Origin of the sequence: Bacillus marasmi (genome assembly GCF_902168435.1) — a bacterium.
GTDB classification, from domain to species: domain Bacteria; phylum Bacillota; class Bacilli; order Bacillales; family Cytobacillaceae; genus Bacillus_BU; species Bacillus_BU marasmi.
In genome coordinates this window covers 159,499-178,909 of record NZ_LR656164.1, presented here as the reverse complement: position 1 = coordinate 178,909, position 19,411 = coordinate 159,499, and the positions used below count along the sequence as shown (strand labels likewise).

20 protein-coding genes are annotated in these 19,411 nt (G+C 38.8%); all 20 read right to left on the bottom strand.

What is annotated here, in order from left to right:
- Positions 1-7 precede the first annotated feature (7 nt).
- Positions 8-451, bottom strand: a complete 444-nt coding sequence (locus tag FXW34_RS00920; protein ID WP_147531967.1) for a cell division protein SepF — start codon at positions 449-451, stop codon at positions 8-10.
- Positions 448-1,143, bottom strand: a complete 696-nt coding sequence (locus FXW34_RS00915) for a YggS family pyridoxal phosphate-dependent enzyme (RefSeq protein ID WP_147531965.1) — start codon at positions 1,141-1,143, stop codon at positions 448-450. The genes FXW34_RS00920 and FXW34_RS00915 overlap by 4 nt, the downstream gene beginning before the upstream one ends.
- An 8-nt stretch (positions 1,144-1,151) precedes the next feature.
- Positions 1,152-1,973 (bottom strand): peptidoglycan editing factor PgeF, encoded by an 822-nt coding sequence (gene pgeF, locus FXW34_RS00910; protein WP_147531963.1) that lies wholly within the window; start codon positions 1,971-1,973, stop codon positions 1,152-1,154.
- 69 nt (positions 1,974-2,042) lie between these two features.
- Positions 2,043-2,315 (bottom strand): YlmC/YmxH family sporulation protein, encoded by a 273-nt coding sequence (locus FXW34_RS00905; RefSeq protein WP_147531961.1) that lies wholly within the window; start codon positions 2,313-2,315, stop codon positions 2,043-2,045.
- Between the two features lie 90 nt (positions 2,316-2,405).
- Complete coding sequence (gene sigG / locus FXW34_RS00900) at positions 2,406-3,185, bottom strand: RNA polymerase sporulation sigma factor SigG (protein WP_147531959.1); 780 nt, start codon at positions 3,183-3,185, stop codon at positions 2,406-2,408.
- A gap of 193 nt (positions 3,186-3,378) precedes the next feature.
- A complete protein-coding gene (gene sigE, locus FXW34_RS00895) occupies positions 3,379-4,098 on the bottom strand; it encodes an RNA polymerase sporulation sigma factor SigE (protein ID WP_147531957.1) in 720 nt (239 codons plus the stop codon).
- A 47-nt stretch (positions 4,099-4,145) separates the two neighbouring features.
- Positions 4,146-5,081, bottom strand: a complete 936-nt coding sequence (gene spoIIGA, locus FXW34_RS00890) for a sigma-E processing peptidase SpoIIGA (RefSeq protein ID WP_147531954.1) — start codon at positions 5,079-5,081, stop codon at positions 4,146-4,148.
- A 1,145-nt stretch (positions 5,082-6,226) separates the two neighbouring features.
- Positions 6,227-7,366, bottom strand: a complete 1,140-nt coding sequence (gene ftsZ / locus FXW34_RS00885) for a cell division protein FtsZ (protein ID WP_147531951.1) — start codon at positions 7,364-7,366, stop codon at positions 6,227-6,229.
- A gap of 38 nt (positions 7,367-7,404) precedes the next feature.
- Positions 7,405-8,685 (bottom strand): cell division protein FtsA, encoded by a 1,281-nt coding sequence (gene ftsA / locus FXW34_RS00880; RefSeq protein WP_147531949.1) that lies wholly within the window; start codon positions 8,683-8,685, stop codon positions 7,405-7,407.
- A gap of 112 nt (positions 8,686-8,797) precedes the next feature.
- Positions 8,798-9,160, bottom strand: a complete 363-nt coding sequence (locus FXW34_RS00875; protein ID WP_147531947.1) for a small basic family protein — start codon at positions 9,158-9,160, stop codon at positions 8,798-8,800.
- A gap of 1 nt (position 9,161) precedes the next feature.
- The gene (locus FXW34_RS00870) at positions 9,162-9,887 is read right to left on the bottom strand and encodes a DUF881 domain-containing protein (protein ID WP_187118792.1); all 726 of its coding nucleotides are present in this window, start codon (positions 9,885-9,887) and stop codon (positions 9,162-9,164) included.
- A 19-nt stretch (positions 9,888-9,906) separates the two neighbouring features.
- Positions 9,907-10,608: a DUF881 domain-containing protein gene (locus FXW34_RS00865; RefSeq protein ID WP_147531943.1), complete on the bottom strand. Its 702-nt coding sequence runs from the start codon at positions 10,606-10,608 to the stop codon at positions 9,907-9,909.
- The gene (locus tag FXW34_RS00860) at positions 10,586-11,377 is read right to left on the bottom strand and encodes a cell division protein FtsQ/DivIB (protein ID WP_147531941.1); all 792 of its coding nucleotides are present in this window, start codon (positions 11,375-11,377) and stop codon (positions 10,586-10,588) included. The genes FXW34_RS00865 and FXW34_RS00860 overlap by 23 nt, the downstream gene beginning before the upstream one ends.
- A 133-nt stretch (positions 11,378-11,510) precedes the next feature.
- The gene (gene murB, locus FXW34_RS00855; RefSeq protein ID WP_147531939.1) at positions 11,511-12,428 is read right to left on the bottom strand and encodes a UDP-N-acetylmuramate dehydrogenase; all 918 of its coding nucleotides are present in this window, start codon (positions 12,426-12,428) and stop codon (positions 11,511-11,513) included.
- Positions 12,429-12,507: 79 nt separating this feature from the next.
- Entirely contained in the window at positions 12,508-13,602 is a 1,095-nt protein-coding gene (gene murG / locus FXW34_RS00850; RefSeq protein WP_147531937.1) for an undecaprenyldiphospho-muramoylpentapeptide beta-N-acetylglucosaminyltransferase, read from the bottom strand.
- A 180-nt stretch (positions 13,603-13,782) separates the two neighbouring features.
- Complete coding sequence (spoVE, locus tag FXW34_RS00845) at positions 13,783-14,883, bottom strand: stage V sporulation protein E (protein ID WP_147531935.1); 1,101 nt, start codon at positions 14,881-14,883, stop codon at positions 13,783-13,785.
- 67 nt (positions 14,884-14,950) lie between these two features.
- Entirely contained in the window at positions 14,951-16,300 is a 1,350-nt protein-coding gene (gene murD / locus FXW34_RS00840; protein ID WP_147531933.1) for a UDP-N-acetylmuramoyl-L-alanine--D-glutamate ligase, read from the bottom strand.
- A 2-nt stretch (positions 16,301-16,302) separates the two neighbouring features.
- The gene (gene mraY, locus FXW34_RS00835; protein WP_147531931.1) at positions 16,303-17,277 is read right to left on the bottom strand and encodes a phospho-N-acetylmuramoyl-pentapeptide-transferase; all 975 of its coding nucleotides are present in this window, start codon (positions 17,275-17,277) and stop codon (positions 16,303-16,305) included.
- A 1-nt stretch (position 17,278) separates the two neighbouring features.
- Complete coding sequence (locus FXW34_RS00830; RefSeq protein ID WP_147531929.1) at positions 17,279-17,725, bottom strand: hypothetical protein; 447 nt, start codon at positions 17,723-17,725, stop codon at positions 17,279-17,281.
- Positions 17,725-19,188 (bottom strand): UDP-N-acetylmuramoyl-L-alanyl-D-glutamate--2,6-diaminopimelate ligase, encoded by a 1,464-nt coding sequence (locus FXW34_RS00825; protein ID WP_147532329.1) that lies wholly within the window; start codon positions 19,186-19,188, stop codon positions 17,725-17,727. Before FXW34_RS00825 ends, FXW34_RS00830 begins: the two co-directional genes overlap by 1 nt.
- Between the last annotated feature and the right edge of the window lie 223 nt (positions 19,189-19,411).

Here is a 19,411-nt window from a genome sequence, read left to right as displayed (position 1 = left end):
TAATTAATCACCTCGAATGATGGATGTCATTTTCTTGTAGAAATTCGGTAATATTACCTGATACCTCAACATTATCTGGAGTACAAAGGAATATATCAGCGCCTATTTTTGAAATTTCTCCGCCAATCGCATAGACTGTGCCACTTAAAAAGTCTACAATCTGTCTTGCATGATTAGCATCACTGCGCTGCAGGTTTACCACAACCGAGCGGCGATTTTTCAAATGATCAGCTATTTCCTGTGCTTCAGCATAAACACGAGGTTCACATAAGATAAGCTTAGACGACTTTTGAACACTTTGAAGACTGACGATATTTTGCTTAGATACATTTTGCGGAGATGGCTTTATTTCACGCCTAGGCTCCTGAATATTATTGTCCTCAACTTCCTCATATTCATAATCCTCATCATCTAAGAAAAAGAATGTTTTAAGTTTCGATTTGATGCTCATCTTTGTTCACCTCCTAAAGACTCATTTCCGACTAACGCCGTACCGATTCGAACCATTGTCGCGCCTTCTTCAACTGCAATCTCAAAGTCATTTGACATTCCCATCGATAACTCCTTACATGGAGCATAGTCGAGATTCAAATCAGTAATAGAATTCTTTAGCTTTCTTAAGTTTTGAAAGCAACTTCGTAAAATTGCTTCATCCTCTGTATTTGGTGCCATTGTCATTAAGCCTGCAACGATAATATTTGGATACGCTGATAACGATTTTACAAAATCAATTACTTCATCCTGATTAAGACCATGTTTTGACTCTTCTCCAGAAGTATTGACCTGTACAAAGCAATTTATAGGTTTCTTCGTCCGCTTGTTTATTTCTGCAGCAAGCGATAGCCGGTCTAGTGAATGAATATAGTCAACCTTATCGATAATATTTTTAACCTTTCTTGTTTGCAGCGTACCGATAAAATGCCAAGTAGGCTTGTCCTGTAAAATAGACCATTTTTCAAGCAGACCTTCATCTCGGTTCTCACCTAAATGAGCCACGCCAGCCTCTACTGCTTCTTGCGCACGTTTTACACTCACGTATTTCGTAACGGCAATAATCTTTATTTCAGACGGCCCTCGGCCTGTTTTTTCACAAGCAGCTTGGATTTTTTGCTGGATTGCTTGTAAATTTGCTGTAACGCTCATTTCAATTACTAGGCCTCCTTCCAGCCAATAAAACTAATCATTCTTCCAGTTTTTCCTTTGTCCTTCCGATGTGAAAAAAACACATCATGATGACAACTCGTACACAATTGTGTCTGTTTTATATGATTTTCCTGCACACCAGCCTCGATTAATAAAAAACGGTTTGTTTCGCGCAGATTAAGTTGGTATTGATTGTCTCCTATTAAATTATACGGTTTTTCTTCGACAGCTTCTAGCCTATTTTGCAAATGAGATATGACAGGTTCATCTACGACATAACAATTTCCGCAAATCGATGGTCCAATTACTACTTGTACCTCTTCTGGACGGACAGCTTCATTCCTTTGTAAAATCGAAATCATTTCCGCTCCAATTCCCGATACTGTCCCCTTCCAGCCGGCATGAGCAACTCCAATTATCTTCTGTTTCGGTGCAAAAAAATATAAAGGTACACAGTCAGCATAGGCAAGCGTTAAAAGAATCCCTTCATTTGTTGTATAAAATCCATCAGTCGCTTTAAAAGCATCATCATAAGAAAATGCTCCATAGCCACAGTCTGATTTTGTCACTTTGCGAATGTTAATTTCATGGGTCTGCTCAGCACCAACCCATTGATTAAGTGGAAAATCAATAATCCTCGCCAACCGGGATCTATTTTCACAGACAGTATTTTGGTCATCACCAACATGAAACCCAAAATTCAACGAAGCAAATGGGGCATTACTAATCCCCCCATGCTTCGTTGTAAAACCGGCAACTAAATCAGGAAATTCTCTAGTCCATTCATCAATTTCAAAAAATGATGAACTTTTTAAAATAAAAGGCTCCATGAATTAATCCCTCATTACATTTTCCTATAGTTTACCACATTGCCCCAATCGCTCCCAGTAAAAAAGCGTTTACTTTAACTCAGCCTCCAGAAATTGACTATCATGTGAAGCTTGATAACGAACTAAAATAACATCTTCACCAATTTTGATAATATTTTTCCACGGAATGACAATTTGGTCATCCTTCCCAAAAATACCAAGCACCTTACCAGTACCGCCTATTACCACCGCATCTATCTTCCCCGTATTAAGATTAATATCAATGTCTCCGATATTCCCCAAACGTTTACCATCAAACACATTGACAACATCTTTAATTTGAAAATCAGATATTTTAACCATGCTGATCACCTCACAGAGCTTCTTTTAGATTATATGTATAGTTAGCTATAAATAATATTAAAAATACGAAAAGCTGCCGATTTGGCAGCTTTAATGTTGAATATTTTTGTTCATCTGTTTAATGGCCGCTTTTTCTAAACGAGATACTTGCGCTTGAGAGATTCCGATTTCTTCGGCGACCTCCATTTGCGTTTTCCCCTGGAAAAATCTCTTTCTCAAAATCAATTTTTCTCGTTCATTTAAGCGTCTCATGCCTTCTTTTAAGGCAATTTCTTCAATCCATTGAGTATCTTTATTTTTTTCATCGCTTAACTGATCCATTACATAAATTGGATCACCGCCATCATTATAGATTGGCTCAAATAATGAGACAGGGTCTTGAATTGCATCTAGGGCAAAGACGATTTCCTCATGTGGTACTTCTAATACCTTAGCAATTTCTTCAGCTGTCGGTTCTCGGGATGTTTCACTCATTAATCTTTCTCTGACCTGCAGGGCCTTATAAGCAATATCCCGAAGCGAGCGCGATACCCGAATTGGGTTATTATCCCTTAGGTATCTGCGAATTTCTCCAATAATCATCGGAACAGCATAAGTAGAAAACTTCACGTTTTGACTTAAATCAAAATTATCAATTGATTTCATAAGACCGATACATCCGACTTGAAACAAGTCATCAACAAACTCGCCTCGATTATTAAACCGTTGAATGACACTTAATACTAATCTTAAATTGCCATTCACGAGTTTTTCTCGTGCAGTAATATCTCCCTTATGCATTTGCTTGAAGAGTTCTCTCATTTCCTCATTTTTTAAAACTGGAAGCTTTGATGTGTCAACCCCGCAAATTTCAACTTTGTTTCGAGTCAATCCATTCCCTCCTCACAGGAGTTGCTGTACAAAAAACAGTATCTCCGCAAGAAGGAAAAATATGCACAAGCCTTATGAAAGGAAATCATGAAAAACTCGAAAAAGGCTTGCATGATTGGGAAAGATTGCCGAAAAAAATATTTTTTACTATAGATAACTTTTTAAAGCTGACATAGGAGAATTTTCATTCTTTTTACACCATTTTATTAAACTCCTTGCGCAGCCGCTTGATAATTCTTTTTTCTAATCTGGATATATATGATTGAGAAATCCCAAGCATATCTGCTACATCCTTTTGCGTTTTTTCCTCCCCACTCCCAAGACCAAAACGCAACTCCATAATTTGTTTTTCACGGTCAGATAATTGATGAAGCGCTTTTAAGAGCAGCTTTCTATCCACATTCGCTTCTAAATCCTTGGTGATAATATCATCCTCAGTCCCTAATACATCTGACAACAGCAGCTCATTACCGTCCCAATCAATATTTAATGGTTCATCAAAGGAAACTTCTGAACGAATTTTATTATTCCTTCGTAAATACATTAAAATTTCATTTTCGATACAACGGGAGGCATATGTAGCCAATTTGATTTTCTTTTCCGGATTAAATGTATTTACCGCCTTTATCAGCCCGATTGTGCCGATACTGATTAAGTCCTCAATATTAATTCCGGTATTTTCAAACTTTCTAGCTATATAAACTACAAGTCGTAGGTTCCGTTCTATTAGCATCGAACGTGCAGTTTTGTCACCGTTTGGAAGTTTTTTAAGCAGCACCTCCTCCTCTTCTTTCGATAATGGAGGTGGCAATGCCTCACTTCCACCAATATAATAGACTTCATCACTTTTTAAACCAAGCTTCATCAATAATTTATACCAATAATAGTAAAGGCGTAGTTTGATTCTTTTCATTAAATATCCTCACCTTCTAAATATTAATTTTAATGAGTATAGTATTATTAGCTTACTTTTGTTGTGGTGTACTCTTTAGGTCCTGAAAGCATTTTCGGATGAACGATACATTGAAAAGAATCCTCACTTGATAGCTCCTGCATTGTGAAGGAAATTAAGTCATTCTTTCTGATAAATCGATGATCTTCCTGCTCGATGATAATTTGATCGACCTTTAAGGCAAGCATGAGCTGATGCTCTTTTCCGACCACCTTACAAGGTATAATTCTCATCCTTCCTTCTAGCTGGCTCGGTGCCTGTTCTTCTCCAAACATGATTGCCTCTGGGTTTTCAGTCAATCGAATAATCTCTTCAGGTAACCCCTCTCTATAATTCTTTATCGAGACAAACATAACGGGAGCTTTAGAAATCGGATCATATAGCTGATTTCCACTATCAACCAATCCTGTTAACTCTAGCTTCAAATCGTCCAACTGAATTTTTACTTTTACGAAATGATTTGCCTGAATTTTAACAGTTTCTATTCTCTCGATATTTGATTTCGAGAAATGCCAGGCTATTGGGAAACCTAAGAGCACAAACATCCAACTAATTGGATCTCCAAATCCTTTTACACTGGCAAGCATTACAGATGATGATAATTTAAAATCAAAATTGACAAAGTAATGCGTGCCTATTAGGGCTCCTCCAATGAGAAATGTAGTGAAGTAAAAAGTCATGAGCCCAGAAATAAAATAACGAAATCTTTTGTATCCAAAAGCTATAAAGACCATGACAATAGAAAAAAGCAACTTGGTGAGCGGATGCCCTGAAATAGACTGGAGTGGAGTTACGGCTAATAAAACAATAATCGAGCCAATTATTCCTCCGGCAGTAATGCGCCAAATTGAAACTTGACGTTTCAAGATTATCGCTGTTAAAAACAAAAGGAGGCTATCAAATAACACGTTTAATACCCAGATTACATCAAGGTAGACGGTCACCTTGTTCCCCCCTTCCTAAGACCGTTTCTATTAAGTTTGTTGCAGCGTGATTCATAAAAGCTATTGGACATAAGAAATTGTATTTATTGGAATTCTAGTGTCCGTTACGAAAAAGTATAACGTATCAAGGGAACAGAAGTATGTCACTTCCTGTACACAAAAAAGAGGAAGTTTTCACTATTCCATTCGGTTTTTGTCACATTTTTTACCGCTATTATATATTTACTATCCGCAATCACTAATAGTGATTAATATGGGAGCTGGTGTTTATTGCAACAGCCAAGTGTATGTGTATCTCAAAGTAATAGAAAAATGAAGGGTCCGGTAAATTTAGTAACCAATTTCGCTCATTGACTACTTGGTTTGCGGGGGCCATTGCAAATTAAGTAGCCAATCGCTCCCATTGACTACGTGGTTTGCGGGGACCATTGCAAATTAAGTAGCCAATCGCTCCCATTGACTACGTGGTTTGCGGGGGACAGTGCAAATTAAGCAGCCAATAGACCCCATTGACTACGTGGTTTGCGGGGACAGTGCAAATTAAGTAGCCAATAGACCCCATTGACTACGTGGTTTGCGGGGGACAGTGCAAATTAAGCAGCCAATAGACCCCATTGACTACGTGGTTTGCGGGGACCAGTGCAAATTATGTAGCCAATCGACCCCATTGACTACGTGGTTTGCGGGGACCAGTGCAAATTATGTAGCCAATCGCTCCCATTGACTACGTGGTTTGCGGGGGACAGTGCAAATTATGTAGCCAATAGACCCCATTGACTACGTGGTTTGCGGGGACCAGTGCAAATTATGTAGCCAATCGACCCCATTGACTACGTGGTTTGCGGGGACCAGTGCAAATTATGTAGCCAATCGCTCCCATTGACTACGTGGTTTGCGGGGGACAGTGCAAATTATGTAGCCAATAGACCCCATTGACTACGTGGTTTGCGGGGACCAGTGCAAATTATGTAGCCAATCGACCCCATTGACTACGTGGTTTGCGGGGACCAGTGCAAATTATGTAGCCAATCGCTCCCATTGACTATGTGGTTTGTGGGGACCATTGTAAACGAAGTAGCCAATAGCCCTCATTGAGCATAAAAAAACAAGGCCAGATTATGACCTTGTTTTTTTATCATATAAAATTAACGTCTACGATTGCGATTTCTTAAGAACGTTGGGATATCTAATGTATCCTCAGTTGTTTGCTGCGTTTGAACTGGACGAGGTGCTTCAGTTTGAGTTTCTTCTCGTTTTGGTTCGCGCTTAATTGAATTTAAACCTGGCTTAACTCCACCAAACGCTGGACGAGTCATTTTAGGTTGAATAACTTCTTCGTTAAAACCTGTTGCAATGACTGTTACAACAATTTCGTCTTTTAAGTTCTCGTTAATAACAGAACCAAAAATCATATTCACTTCCTGATCAGAAGCGGTTGCAACGATATCGGCTGCTTCCTGAACTTCATAAAGGCTTAAATTTGTTCCACCTGTGATATTCATTAGCACACCTTGTGCACCATCAATAGAAGTTTCTAGTAATGGAGATGAAATGGCTTTTTTAGCTGCTTCAGTTGCACGATTCTCACCTGATGCTACACCGATACCCATCAATGCAGAACCTTTAGAGGACATGATTGTTTTTACGTCGGCAAAGTCAAGGTTAATTAACCCCGGTACAGCAATTAAGTCAGATATACCTTGTACCCCTTGGCGAAGTACATTATCCGCTTCACGGAACGCTTCTAGCATCGGAGTACTCTTATCAACAATTTCTAATAAGCGATCATTTGGAATAACAATCAGTGTATCGACAGCTTCCTTCATAGCAGAAATACCACCAGCTGCTTGTGAGGCACGCTTCTTACCTTCAAAGGTAAATGGGCGAGTTACAACACCTACAGTTAGTGCCCCTAATTCACGGGCAATTTGCGCTATTACTGGTGCTGCACCTGTTCCTGTTCCACCACCCATACCGGCAGTAACAAAGACCATATCAGCACCTTTTAAAGCTTCTTCTATTTGTTCGCGACTTTCTTCGGCTGCTTTTTTCCCAACTTCAGGATTAGCACCCGCTCCTAGTCCACGAGTCAATTTTCCACCAATTTGCATTTTGATTTCTGCTTTTGATAAATTTAATGCTTGAGCATCAGTATTAACTGCAATAAAGTCAACACCTTGAACACCATGCTCAATCATTCGATTTACCGCATTGTTTCCGCCGCCACCAACGCCGATGACTTTTATTGTAGCTAGTTGATCTAAATTTGTATCAAACTCCAACATGACAAATCCTCCTAATTCGTCGTATTCGTGATAGCCGTTTACTCAAAAAAGTACCCAAGGAACTTTTTCATTCTAGTTGACATTTTTTCCTCTGATTGTTGCTTTTCTGGCTTTGATTTCGGTTGCGGCTGCTTTTGAACACGCTTTTCCATTATATCATGACCCTCTCGGTCGTGCTTTCTTCCTTTTAATCTAGCATTTTTATAGGCGAATTGGATTAAACCAACAGCGGTCGTATATTGTGGTTCACGAACACCAATATAATCAGGTATTGCCATTCTTACTCTATTTTGAAAAATAGCCTGGGCCAGTTCCAAAACACCTTGCATATTCGCTACTCCTCCGGTTAATACTATTCCCCCGGGAAGGTCAGAAAAACCTAATCTTCTGATTTCAGCTTGAACTAACTCATATATTTCTTCCATTCGAGCTTCAATGATATCGGATAATTCAACTTGGTTAAATTGCTGCTGTTGATCACTGCCAATGGTTGGTACACTGAAAACTTCCTCTTCAGATGCATGATCATAAAATGCATGACCATATTTAATTTTAATTTTCTCAGCATCCTCGGTTGTAGTACGAAGACCTACCGAAATATCTTTCGTAATATGGTCGCCACCAACTGGGAGAACACTTGTTGCTTGGAGATAACCATTTTCGAAAATCGCAATGGTTGTAGAACCACCACCAATGTCAACTAATGCTACACCTAAACTTTTTTCGTCTTTTGATAAAGCAAAGGAACCTGCTGCCAAAGGGTGGAGAGTAATATCCAGAATATCCAATCCCGCACGTTCAACACAACGAAGTGTATTATGTAGGATCGTTTTTGATCCGGTAATAATTGTCCCTTCCATTTCAAGGCGGACCCCAATCATTCCACGAGGGTCAGTAATTTCATCAAGTCCGTCTACGATAAATTGTTTTGGAATAACGTCAATGATTTCTCTTTCTGGCGGAATTGAGATTACTTGTGCTGCTTCAATGACACGTGCCACATCCACATCAGATATTTCACGATTATCACTTGATACAGCCACTACACCATGGCATGGCTGCAATGAAACATGGTTACCGGTAACACCTACGATTACTTGTCTAATTTCCATGCCGATCATTCGCTCTGCCTGTTCAATCGCACGTTTTATTGAATGAACGGTATCATCTATATCCACAATGGAGCCCTTTCTTAAACCCTCGGACTTCACATTGCCAACACCAATAATATTTAAGGAGTCGTTGACCATATCACCAATGATAACTTTTACACTGGATGTACCGATGTCAAGACTTACATATATTTCATTGCTGTTCATTCATTGGCACCTCCTTTTCGCAATTTCTGTTATTGAACAACAAATTTTTCAGTTGAAACAGAATATATTATAGAATTATTCGTCACAACATAATTATTCCCTTTTTTATAATTCAATTTTTTTCTATTTTTTCTCGTGGTGTTGACCATTTTGTCAATAATATTCGCCTAATGACGGCAATATTTTGGAACAGTCTGACACCAAAAGCAAAAACTGCTGCTAAATACAAGTCTACACCAAGATGTACACCCAGAAAAGCCAAACTTGCAGCTAAAAGTATATTGAAAAAAAATCCGGACACAAAAACTTTTTCATCATAAATGTTTTGCAAATGTGCCCTAATTCCACCAAACAAAGTATCAAGTGCTGCGAGTACAGCTATGGATAAATAATTCGCGTATTCATCAGGGATTCGGATATCGGTAAGCAGTCCAAGAATCACTCCGACTATCAACCCCAGGATCGGAAGCCACATCTTATTTACTGCCTCCTTTTTCAGATTCCACTGGTTCCATATTCTTTATTCTTATGCTATCTTCATATGCTGGTATCGTAATATCATTTGTTGGCTTAGAGACATTCACCCGCAAACTGTCAAACTTATACAATTCCTCTGCAGCTTGTGAGGCTTGCATTCTGTTATATAGTTTTTCAGTATTTTTTTTGTTTTCGGCAATAACTTTTATTTCAATTGGAAAATCTTTAAGTGATCGGCCATCTACTTTTGTCACTCCATTAATATCACGAATGACAGAAGTATTGATAAGTCGGTTTCCTTCGATAGAAATATACATAGCACCATTCATATTTAGTTCATTCACTAAACGTTGCAGCGATTCAGGAGAAATCTCTGGAACATCCCCACCGAAAGAAGGATCCTCATAGGCTTGTTCAATGACAAGAATAATCCCCGGACCAGTAACCTCCGTTAAACCAACCTGTGTTTTCAATTCCTCCAGTGTTTCACGCAATACAAGTTCTTTGCTGTGGTTTCGTTCAGTTTCATATTTGGCGAGTTTTTCTTCGTTGGAACGGATTTCTTGAAGAAGCTTTGAGTAGACTTCTTTTTCTTTTAATAAATCCTCTTGTAACTGCCAAGTATCACGAGTATCACGTTCGACTGGTTCTTTGATAGTCTGAAATTGGATTGCCAGCATAAGACCTATAATTACGGCTATTGCAGTAAAATTTAAATATTTCATAATTGATATCTCCTGTTGATTAGCTGCCTAAAATCGGCTCTAATACAACAGTTTCCTTCTTTTCAATTTTAACGACAATATTATCATTAACTAATTGGTCTTTAATTCCACCAGTTAAATTTAGAGCTGCACTCAACACGTCTGAATCACCAATTGCTGAGATGACGAACGGTGCAGGTTGTTGAGTCCCATCAACGGTGATAACAGGACCATTACAAACGATATAGGAATTAGAAGATAACCTTTGTCCGTTAATCGCTACTGCTGATGCCCCGGAAATATATAATTCATTAATAACCTTAAATACATGTTGTTCATGAACAATATAATTATTGACATTTTCTTCCTTCGGATTGTAATCACCATCCGATAATGTCACTTCCACGCCTTTCCCCTTAACCTTTACCTTACCGAGAAACATCCGGTATTTTTCGGTGTCTTCAGCTAAGTTAAAAAACACCTGTGCTTCTGATGACAATTCTTTTTCTATTTTTAAAACCTGCTGCTGTTTTTTTGTCAATTCCTGTTGCAGCTTTCGGTTCATTTCCTCTTGCTGAATTAATTGATTCCGTAAATCTAAATTTCTTTGCCACTGCTTGTCCGGAATTTTTGCCTGTTCATTTTCGATTTGGGTTCTTTGATATGAATAAGCAATCATAAATCCTAATACTAAGCAGACTAAAGAAAGTATGACATGCTTACCCTTCAGCTTCACCGGCATCTTCAACTTCTTCAGTTCCTTCCTGTTTAAAAGCTTTAAAGTAGGAACCAACCTCTAGGTCGATGATTCCCTTTTCTTCAGGATTTAATTGACTTATGATGGATGGATAGTGAGCCATTTTTTTCTGGAAGCTTCTCAAGGTTGCGTGAACCTCATAACCATCATTCATAAATAACTTGACGCTATATTCATCAGTCTCTTTAGGTGAATACTGTATCTCAGAAATGGAGTTTACAATTCCAGAGGGTAGGTTTTCAAGTCCGTCAATCATCTTATTCAATACCTTGCCTTTTGAAAAACCGACTAATATCGGTGCCTGCACTGGAAAAGCCCCACGCTGCATAGCAGGTAAGATTTCTCCATTTTCTAAAACAGGTGAATAGTGATCACCCTTATTGATATAGGCAATTTGTTTATGCTCTTCTAATTTTATCGTCACAGATGAAGGCAATTGAACTTGTACTGATACGGCCTTTATCTCAGGTAACTTACGCAAGTTATCTTCGACAAGTTTTTCATTGACCTTCCAAATATTTGTTTTTTTCGTCAACCCTGAAAGTTCCTCGATATCTTCTGAAGAATAAACCTCATTACCTTTAACATATATGTTTCTTACATGACTTAAAGGAGATTGAAAATAAATAATACAGCTCATAAGCAAAAAGAAAAAAAATAAAAGGATCGTTAATCGTTTATTCGCTTTTCTCCTACGCTGTTCCTTGAGCTTTGGAATTCGATCTTCAAGGGAGACAATTTTCCCTTTATCCACATATTTCACCTCTTAAAGGTAGTTGATTATACTTTATAAGCGAAAAACAACGGCACGAAAACATGCCGTTATTTAGCAAGACCATTCTATGTCCTATTAAAGTATTATAACATAATATGGGATTCTAACGGCATCATTTCTGTAAGTTTTTCCCGATTATTTCAACTTCTGTTTCCATTCTGACATGATAAAGCTCGAAAATTTTATCTTTAATATATTGGATTAAATCCAAGACATCTTGAGCAGTCGCATTTCCATTGTTAACAATAAAATTCCCATGCATTTCACTAACCTTTGCCCCACCCATAATAAAGCCTTTTAACCCGGCCTTCTCAATCAATTGGCCAGCATAATTTGGCAGCGGGTTTCGAAAAATACTTCCTGCACAAGGATAATTCCACGGCTGAGTTTTCTTGCGATAATCTTTATTTTTTTGCATTTCACTCACGATGACTTCTTTTTCCCCTGGCTTTAGCTTAAATACTGCCTCTACAACAATTCCAGGGCGTTTCTTTTGAAGAACTGATGTACGATAAGAGAAAGCCATCTCCTCGTTTGTGAGCCATTCCATCGTCCCATCTGGAAAAAGAATATGGGCCTTTGTTAAAATCTTGGAAATATCGCTTCCGTGGGCGCCAGCATTCATATACACAGCCCCACCCACAGAACCTGGAATTCCCCCGGCAAACTCCAATCCCGATAAGCCTCGTTTACATATTATCGTCGCAAAGCTTACAAGTGAAAAACCGCCGCCAACCTTTACGGAATCACCGTTCACTTCTAGTTGATCCAGACCGGATCCCAATTTAATGACAACACCTTCAATACCTTGATCTGAAACTAGCAAATTAGAACCTCTGCCAATTGCCCGCCATGGGATATTATATTTGCGTATTAGTTGGATTGTTTTTTGTAAATTTTCAATGGACGAAGGCTCGATAAAAATCTCCGCAGGTCCACCAATCTTCATCGTCGTATGAGCGCTTAGCATCTCATTTTCTTTAACCTTGCCAATTTGTAAGGCAGTCAATTCATTTAAAAACGAATTCATATTTAACAACCTCCCTTTCATTCCTTAGGTTCGGTGTAATTTAGTTTATGCTTAAGGGATATTCTGGGCACTATTTTTGCTAACGTTTGGTAATTTCCTTCATTACTTCGTACAGTCGGTCAGCGGCGTCAGGAATACCTAATCTTTTAGCTGCATGCTTCATATCGTCAAGCTTATGCTCAGCGAGTAGGATATCATCGATGGTTTTAATCAGCTTTGTTGAATTCAATTCTGTCTCTAATAGTAGCTCAGCAGCACCATGGTCGCTGAGTGCCCGTGCATTTTTCTCTTGATGATTATTCGTCACATAAGGACTCGGAATTAAGATGCTCGGCACTCCTAGTGAGGTTAGCTCAGCGAGTGTCGTCGCACCTGCCCTTGAAACTGTCAAATCAATCCCGGCTAATACTTGTGGCATGTTATGAATAAAGGGCTTAATAATGACATTATCAGGGTTGCCGGAAATTTCTGCTTCTTGTAGTACCTTATCGTAATGAACATCTCCCGTTACGTATAAAACCTGGTATGGTTTTATGGCTAATTGTGAGAGTGACTTCAATACTGCCTCATTAATTGGTCTAGCTCCGCGGCTTCCCCCAAAAATTAACACAGCTGGCAAGTCGAGTGATAATCCTACTGATTCTCTTCCTACCGCCCCATCCTGGCCTAAAACTTCAGAGGCACGGGGATTCCCAGTTAACACAACTTTATTCTCTGGAAAAAACTGTCTAGCCTCCTCAAAGCAAATCGCGACGCGGTCGACATAACGACTTAAAAACTTATTCGTTAATCCGGGGACGCTGTTTTGTTCATGAATAATAGTTGGTATCCCTAGTTTTGCAGCTGCATAGACAACTGGACCACACACATAACCACCTGTGCCAATGACCACATCCGGTTTAAACTTTTTCAGGAGCTTCTTACTATCTCGGACTCCCTTAAGAAAACGAAAGATCGTTTTGACATTCTCGAATGATAGCTTTCGTTTAAACCCCGTAATGTGAATGGATTCAAACGGTATTTGTTCCATAGGTACTAATTTACTTTCTAACCCTTGCTTTGTTCCTATATATAAAAATTGTGCATTTTTCACATTCTTATTGATTTCACGGATTAACGCTAATGCAGGATAGATATGCCCTCCGGTTCCTCCACCACTCACAACAATTTTCATTTTTCCACCTCTAATTTAGAAAAGCTTAAAGCGCGAAATTGCGCCAGAGCTTGATATAATAAATGTCTATTTATGGTCATTTTCTAATTTTACTATAAAAACAGCTATTTTTAATATTTCAATAAAAAGATAATATAATTGTAATACAAATGAAAGAAACCCTGTTAGAACAGGGTCCCGTTATAGTCTTGCATAGCGGCTAATATTTAAGAGTACGCCAATCGCCATTAACATTAATGTTAACGATGAACCTCCGTAGCTTAAAAATGGGAGTGTAATTCCTGTAACAGGCATTAATCCTGTGACAACACCGATATTTATCATAACCTGTATCGCAATCATCGCGATAATTCCGACGGCTAAAAAGCTACCGTAAAGGTCAGGTGCACCTAAAGCAATCCTTATTCCCCTCCATAATAAAAGCGCAAATAGCAATAACACGAATGATCCACCTATAAAACCAAGTTCTTCGGCTAGTATAGCGAAAATAAAATCCGTTTGTGGCTCGGGAAGATAGAAGAATTTTTGTCGACTTTGTCCAAGACCTAAACCAAACAATCCACCTGGCCCAATCGCATAAAGCGATTGAATGATTTGGAATCCACTTCCAAGCGGGTCTGACCATGGATCAAGGAAGGAAGTAATCCGTTTCATTCGATAAGGAGCTGAAATAATTAAGGCAACAAATCCTGCAACTCCCAATAATCCTAATCCAGCGAAGTGGCTGACTCGCGCTCCAGCAATGAAAATCATGACTACGCAAGTTCCAACCATTACTGTTCCTGTTCCTAAATCTGGCTGTAGCATTATCATCGCAAAAGCGGTAAACACAAGTGCCAACGATGGAACCAGCCCAAGTCTAAAGGAGGTGATAAGCTTTTGGCGTTCGGATAGGAATTTCGCTAAAAACGCAATCATTGCAAGCTTCATAAATTCTGATGGCTGAATCGAAAAAGCTCCAACTCCAATCCAGCTCCGCGAGCCGTTTCGGACATTACCGATTCCTGGAATAAGCACAAGAATCAACAAGACGAAGCAAGTAATAATTAAAACCTTTGCCCATGTTCTCCAGGTCCAATAATCAATGTTCATAATAAAAAACATCGCAAAAATCCCAACACCAGCAAACAACAATTGTCTTTTTGCAAAGAAAAACGAATCATTAAATTTATAATCTGCCCAGACGGCACTGGCACTGTAGACCATAATCAGTCCAACTGCAAGCAATGTAAATGTAATGATCATCAGCAACAAATCAGGAGTAGTTTTTTTTTGCGGCAATGTAACACACCTCAACCAGAGAGTTTAGAGCCTGATTCCCGAATTGTCTAAGGAGGACAAACTCTTATTAAAGCTTATGCACCGCTTCAATAAAAATGTCTCCTCTTACCTCGAAAGTTTTATATTGATCCCAACTTGCGCATGCAGGTGATAATAAAATAACATCACCAGGCTCGGAAAGCTCGAATGCAACAGGAACGGCCTTTTCCACATTATCGACCCGTTTGATTTGTTTTATTCCAGCCTTAATAGCTGCATCTTCAATCTTTACTGCCGTTTGTCCAAAACTAACTAACGCTTTAACATTTTCCAAATATGGAATCAGTTCATCAAAGCTATTTCCACGATCCAATCCACCTGCTAACAGGACAATTGGTGTATCAAAAGCTGACAATGCTTTTGATGTGGCTAAAATATTGGTTGCTTTCGAATCATTATAAAATCTGCGGCCTTTTACTTCTGCAATATATTGTAAACGATGCTTCACGCCTTTAAAGGTGCTTAACACTTGAAAAATAGCCTCATTTGATACGCCGCTTAACTTGGCAGCTGCAACTGAAGATAGGATATTCTCTAAATTATGTACACCAGGAAGAACAATATCTTTTAATTGAACCACTTGTTCTTGTCCCCACATGACCCAGCCGTTTGAAATATAGGCACCTTCATCTAGTACCTTTGATGTTGAAAAATAGAAAACCTTTGCTGAAGATTCTTCAGCAAGCTCCTGACATTGAACTTGATCACCATTTACGATTAAGTAATCTGCCTCTGTTTGATTTTTCGTAATATTCGCCTTCGCACTCCAATATTCTTTTCTTGTTCCATGATAATCAAGATGAGCATCATAAAGATTGGTAACGATAGCAATCCTCGGTCTAAAAGTTGTAATCCCCATTAACTGGAATGAAGATAATTCGATCACAATCGTATTCTCTTGCGTAGCTAGCTCTGCAACACCAGACGCAACAGTTCCGATGTTACCCGCTATAAGCGGGTGCTTTTGACCTTCTTGTAACATTTCATGAATTAGAGTAGTCGTCGTCGTTTTTCCGTTCGTTCCTGTAATCCCGATAAACGGAGCTTCAGAAATTTGGTAAGCCAGTTCCACCTCAGTAATTACCGGGATTTCGCGATCTATCGCTCCGACAATCATCGGATTGTGGTAAGGGATTCCAGGGTTTTTTACGATTAACTCAAAGCCTTCATCCAATAATTCTATCGGATGATCACCACATATTACCTTAATTCCTTGTTCTAGCAAACCTTGAGCTTCAGGGTTTTCTGACAAGGGTTTCATATCGTTTACGGTCACAAAGGCACCTAGCTTGTGTAAAAGTGCTGCGGCACTTACTCCACTTTTTGCCAGACCTAATACTAGTACTTTCTTATGACGATAGCTCTCAAGTCTATTCATGTTTATAACCACACCTCAATATAGATTCCTAATACAGCAAACAGTAAACCAACCGTCCAGAAGGTCACAACGACACGCCATTCTGACCAACCCACTAATTCATAATGATGGTGGAGGGGACTCATGCGAAAAATTCTTTTTCCTGTTGTTTTAAATGAAGCGACTTGAAGAATAACCGATAGAGTTTCAATAACAAAAACACCACCGATGATAATCAACAAGATTTCCAGTTTTGTTAAAATCGCAATTGTACAAATGGCCCCACCAAGCGCCAATGAACCTGTGTCGCCCATGAATACTTTAGCAGGATGGGCATTAAATACTAAGAAGCCGAGAACTGCCCCTACGACCGCAACAGAAAATATAGCTATTTCAAACTGCGATTGATTCCATGCCAACACAGCAAAAGCCCCAAAGGCAATCGCAGCTGTTCCCGAAACTAAACCATCAAGTCCATCAGTTAAATTTACGGCATTGGAAAAGCCAACTAACCAAAAAATTACAAATAATATATAAAACCAACCTAAATCGAAGGAATAATCAATGATTGGAATATTCACTTCTGTCGAAAAGTTATTTTGTTTATATACAATATAAAAAATGACTGAAATAATGATTTGTCCGAGCATTTTTTGCTTTGAAGTAAGCCCTAAGTTCCGCTTCATGACAACTTTAATAAAATCATCCAAAAAACCTAATAAGCCAAATCCGAAAGTAACAAATAATAATAAATATGTTTTGACAGTCGGCTCAGCAAATTTCCCTGTCATAACAAGTGTTGTCACAATGATTGACAAGAGAATCATGACTCCACCCATCGTTGGTGTTCCTGTTTTCTTTTGATGCGACTTTGGACCTTCCTCGCGAATGCTTTGTCCAAATTTCAATCTTCTCAAGAATGGAATAAATACTGGAGAAAGAAGAACAGTGATTAAAAAACCCATAATTATTGTAAAAAATATAACTTGCTCCAGCATTTTATCCCCTCCTTGACGCCGCTAACGCTTCCATGTGCTGAAGTATTTGCTTAAACTGATTAGAATTATCATATGTTGAGATTTTTTCTTTAAGAAGTTCTACGTCTACTAAAATGGACATTTGTTTTACATCCTCTTCCTGTAATACTTTTTCTTTGTATAAACTTAGCATTCTTTCTACATTCGTCAGCAGATTGTCCGTTAAAAAGAACGGAAAATATGTCGGCTTATACTTAGGAATAGGAATGCTTGCATCCCAAACTGCCGCAATCGCACCATGATTAATAGCTTTAAGCAATTCATCGCCATTTCCTAAGACCGGTAAAAATAAACCTTTCGGCTGTTCTATATTTCCTGTTGTAGAAATGGACTGAAACTTTAATTCTGTATCATTCAGTCCAACTACCTTTGTAAAAACTTGCATCATCATCGAAAAATCTAAATACATTAACCTTCCCCCTTTATAGCCTCTCTCGCCACTAGACGATCATCAAAGGAGAGAATTTGATTTCCGATTTGCTGATAAGTTTCATGTCCTTTACCCGCAATTAATATGATATCACCTGACTTTGCCTCATTGATTGCATGATGAATCGCTTCTCTTCTATCAACGATAACCTGATATTGTTCGCCGTTGACCCCAGCTTCCATGTCATTAAGGATTTCTCGTGGATCCTCACTTCGAGGATTATCTGAAGTAAAAATGGGATCAGTTCCATATTGCACCGCAATTTTTGCCATTAGCGGACGTTTTGTACGGTCACGGTCACCACCACAGCCTACAATCACAAATATCCTCTCTTTAGCAAATTGTCTAATTGTTTTCAGGACATTTTCCAAGCTATCGGGTGTATGTGCATAATCAACAATTACGGCGTAAGACTGCCCTTCGTCAACCAGTTCCATTCTTCCGGAAACCCCTTGGACAGCTTCGATTGATTGAATAATTTGATGCAGCGGAACACCATAGACAAGTCCTACTGCGATACTTGCTAGCACATTGTAAATATTAAACTTTCCAACTAGCTTCATCGTTATTTTTTCAGTTCCAAGTGGCGTCACTAATTCAAATGACGTCCCACTTGCATTCATCGAAATGTTCCGTGCACTGATATCAGCTGGATGATCAATTCCATACGATAGTATATGTGCCGCTGTTGATCTCTCGTAAACTTGAGCCGCTTCATCATCGACATTTAAAATAGCAAACTTTGGCGCTTTATCCGAAAACGCATTTCCTAGTTGTGAAAATAGCAATCCTTTTGCTCGTTTATATTCATCCATCGTTTGGTGATAATCAAGGTGATCCTGCGTTAAATTAGTAAACACTGCAGTATCATAATCACAGCCATGAACACGGCCTAAGTCTAATGCATGGGAGGAAACCTCCATCACCGCTACTTCAACCTGCTCATCAACCATCTGTTTAAATAACTTTTGCAGCGTCAGACTTTCCGGTGTAGTATTTTTCGTCTCATACACCGTGTTGCCAATCTTAGTATACATGGTGCCTATCAAACCAGTTTTTTTACCGTTATCCGTCATGATTTTTTCAATTAAGTGACTGGTTGTTGTTTTTCCATTCGTTCCGGTGATTCCAATTAAATGCAATCTTTGTGTAGGGTGATGATAAAAGGCATCTCCTAGTACAGCCATGGCCCGCACGGTATTTTTCACGACAATAACTGGTACAGGTAAATCCAGTGGTTTTTCCGCTAGTATTGCGACTGCCCCATTTTGAACTGCAGCATGAGCAAACTGATGCCCATCCACTGTATAACCTTTAATACACACAAACAAGCTGCCTTGTTGAACCTTGCGATTATCATTTTCGATTGTAGTAATCTCAACATCTGGAAAATCAAACAGTTGCAGCTGATGTAAATGCTGGAGCAATGTATGTAGTTTCATTTGTATCATATCCTCTCATCCAAAAGCTGAAGCTAGCGTATAATATTTGACTGTGAATTGCTCTTGTAAAAAAGAGTCATTGTTAACAATATAGCGGTTTTATTTTACACGATTACGGTTAATTAAGCCACGACCTACAAGAAATTTTCGGTTGAAAAAAGGTGAATAAATAAAAAAGAGGCGGCGAATGACCCTTTTGCCGCCTCATCTGTTTGTTAATCTT

What these genes read in the sequence shown, in the direction of transcription:
- FXW34_RS00825 (WP_147532329.1), bottom strand. Translation starts at nt 19,188, where the DNA reads ATGAAACTACATACATTGCTCCAGCATTTACATCAGCTGCAACTGTTT.
- murD (WP_147531933.1), bottom strand. Translation starts at nt 16,300, where the DNA reads ATGAATAGACTTGAGAGCTATCGTCATAAGAAAGTACTAGTATTAGGT.
- mraY (WP_147531931.1), bottom strand. Translation starts at nt 17,277, where the DNA reads ATGCTGGAGCAAGTTATATTTTTTACAATAATTATGGGTTTTTTAATC.
- murB (WP_147531939.1), bottom strand. Translation starts at nt 12,428, where the DNA reads ATGAATTCGTTTTTAAATGAATTGACTGCCTTACAAATTGGCAAGGTT.
- FXW34_RS00875 (WP_147531947.1), bottom strand. Translation starts at nt 9,160, where the DNA reads ATGTGGCTTCCGATCCTGGGGTTGATAGTCGGAGTGATTCTTGGACTG.
- pgeF (WP_147531963.1), bottom strand. Translation starts at nt 1,973, where the DNA reads ATGGAGCCTTTTATTTTAAAAAGTTCATCATTTTTTGAAATTGATGAA.
- ftsA (WP_147531949.1), bottom strand. Translation starts at nt 8,685, where the DNA reads ATGAACAGCAATGAAATATATGTAAGTCTTGACATCGGTACATCCAGT.
- sigE (WP_147531957.1), bottom strand. Translation starts at nt 4,098, where the DNA reads ATGAAAAGAATCAAACTACGCCTTTACTATTATTGGTATAAATTATTG.
- FXW34_RS00920 (WP_147531967.1), bottom strand. Translation starts at nt 451, where the DNA reads ATGAGCATCAAATCGAAACTTAAAACATTCTTTTTCTTAGATGATGAG.
- FXW34_RS00870 (WP_187118792.1), bottom strand. Translation starts at nt 9,887, where the DNA reads ATGAAATATTTAAATTTTACTGCAATAGCCGTAATTATAGGTCTTATG.
- FXW34_RS00905 (WP_147531961.1), bottom strand. Translation starts at nt 2,315, where the DNA reads ATGGTTAAAATATCTGATTTTCAAATTAAAGATGTTGTCAATGTGTTT.
- FXW34_RS00830 (WP_147531929.1), bottom strand. Translation starts at nt 17,725, where the DNA reads ATGTATTTAGATTTTTCGATGATGATGCAAGTTTTTACAAAGGTAGTT.
- murG (WP_147531937.1), bottom strand. Translation starts at nt 13,602, where the DNA reads ATGAAAATTGTTGTGAGTGGTGGAGGAACCGGAGGGCATATCTATCCT.
- FXW34_RS00915 (WP_147531965.1), bottom strand. Translation starts at nt 1,143, where the DNA reads ATGAGCGTTACAGCAAATTTACAAGCAATCCAGCAAAAAATCCAAGCT.
- ftsZ (WP_147531951.1), bottom strand. Translation starts at nt 7,366, where the DNA reads ATGTTGGAGTTTGATACAAATTTAGATCAACTAGCTACAATAAAAGTC.
- FXW34_RS00865 (WP_147531943.1), bottom strand. Translation starts at nt 10,608, where the DNA reads ATGCCGGTGAAGCTGAAGGGTAAGCATGTCATACTTTCTTTAGTCTGC.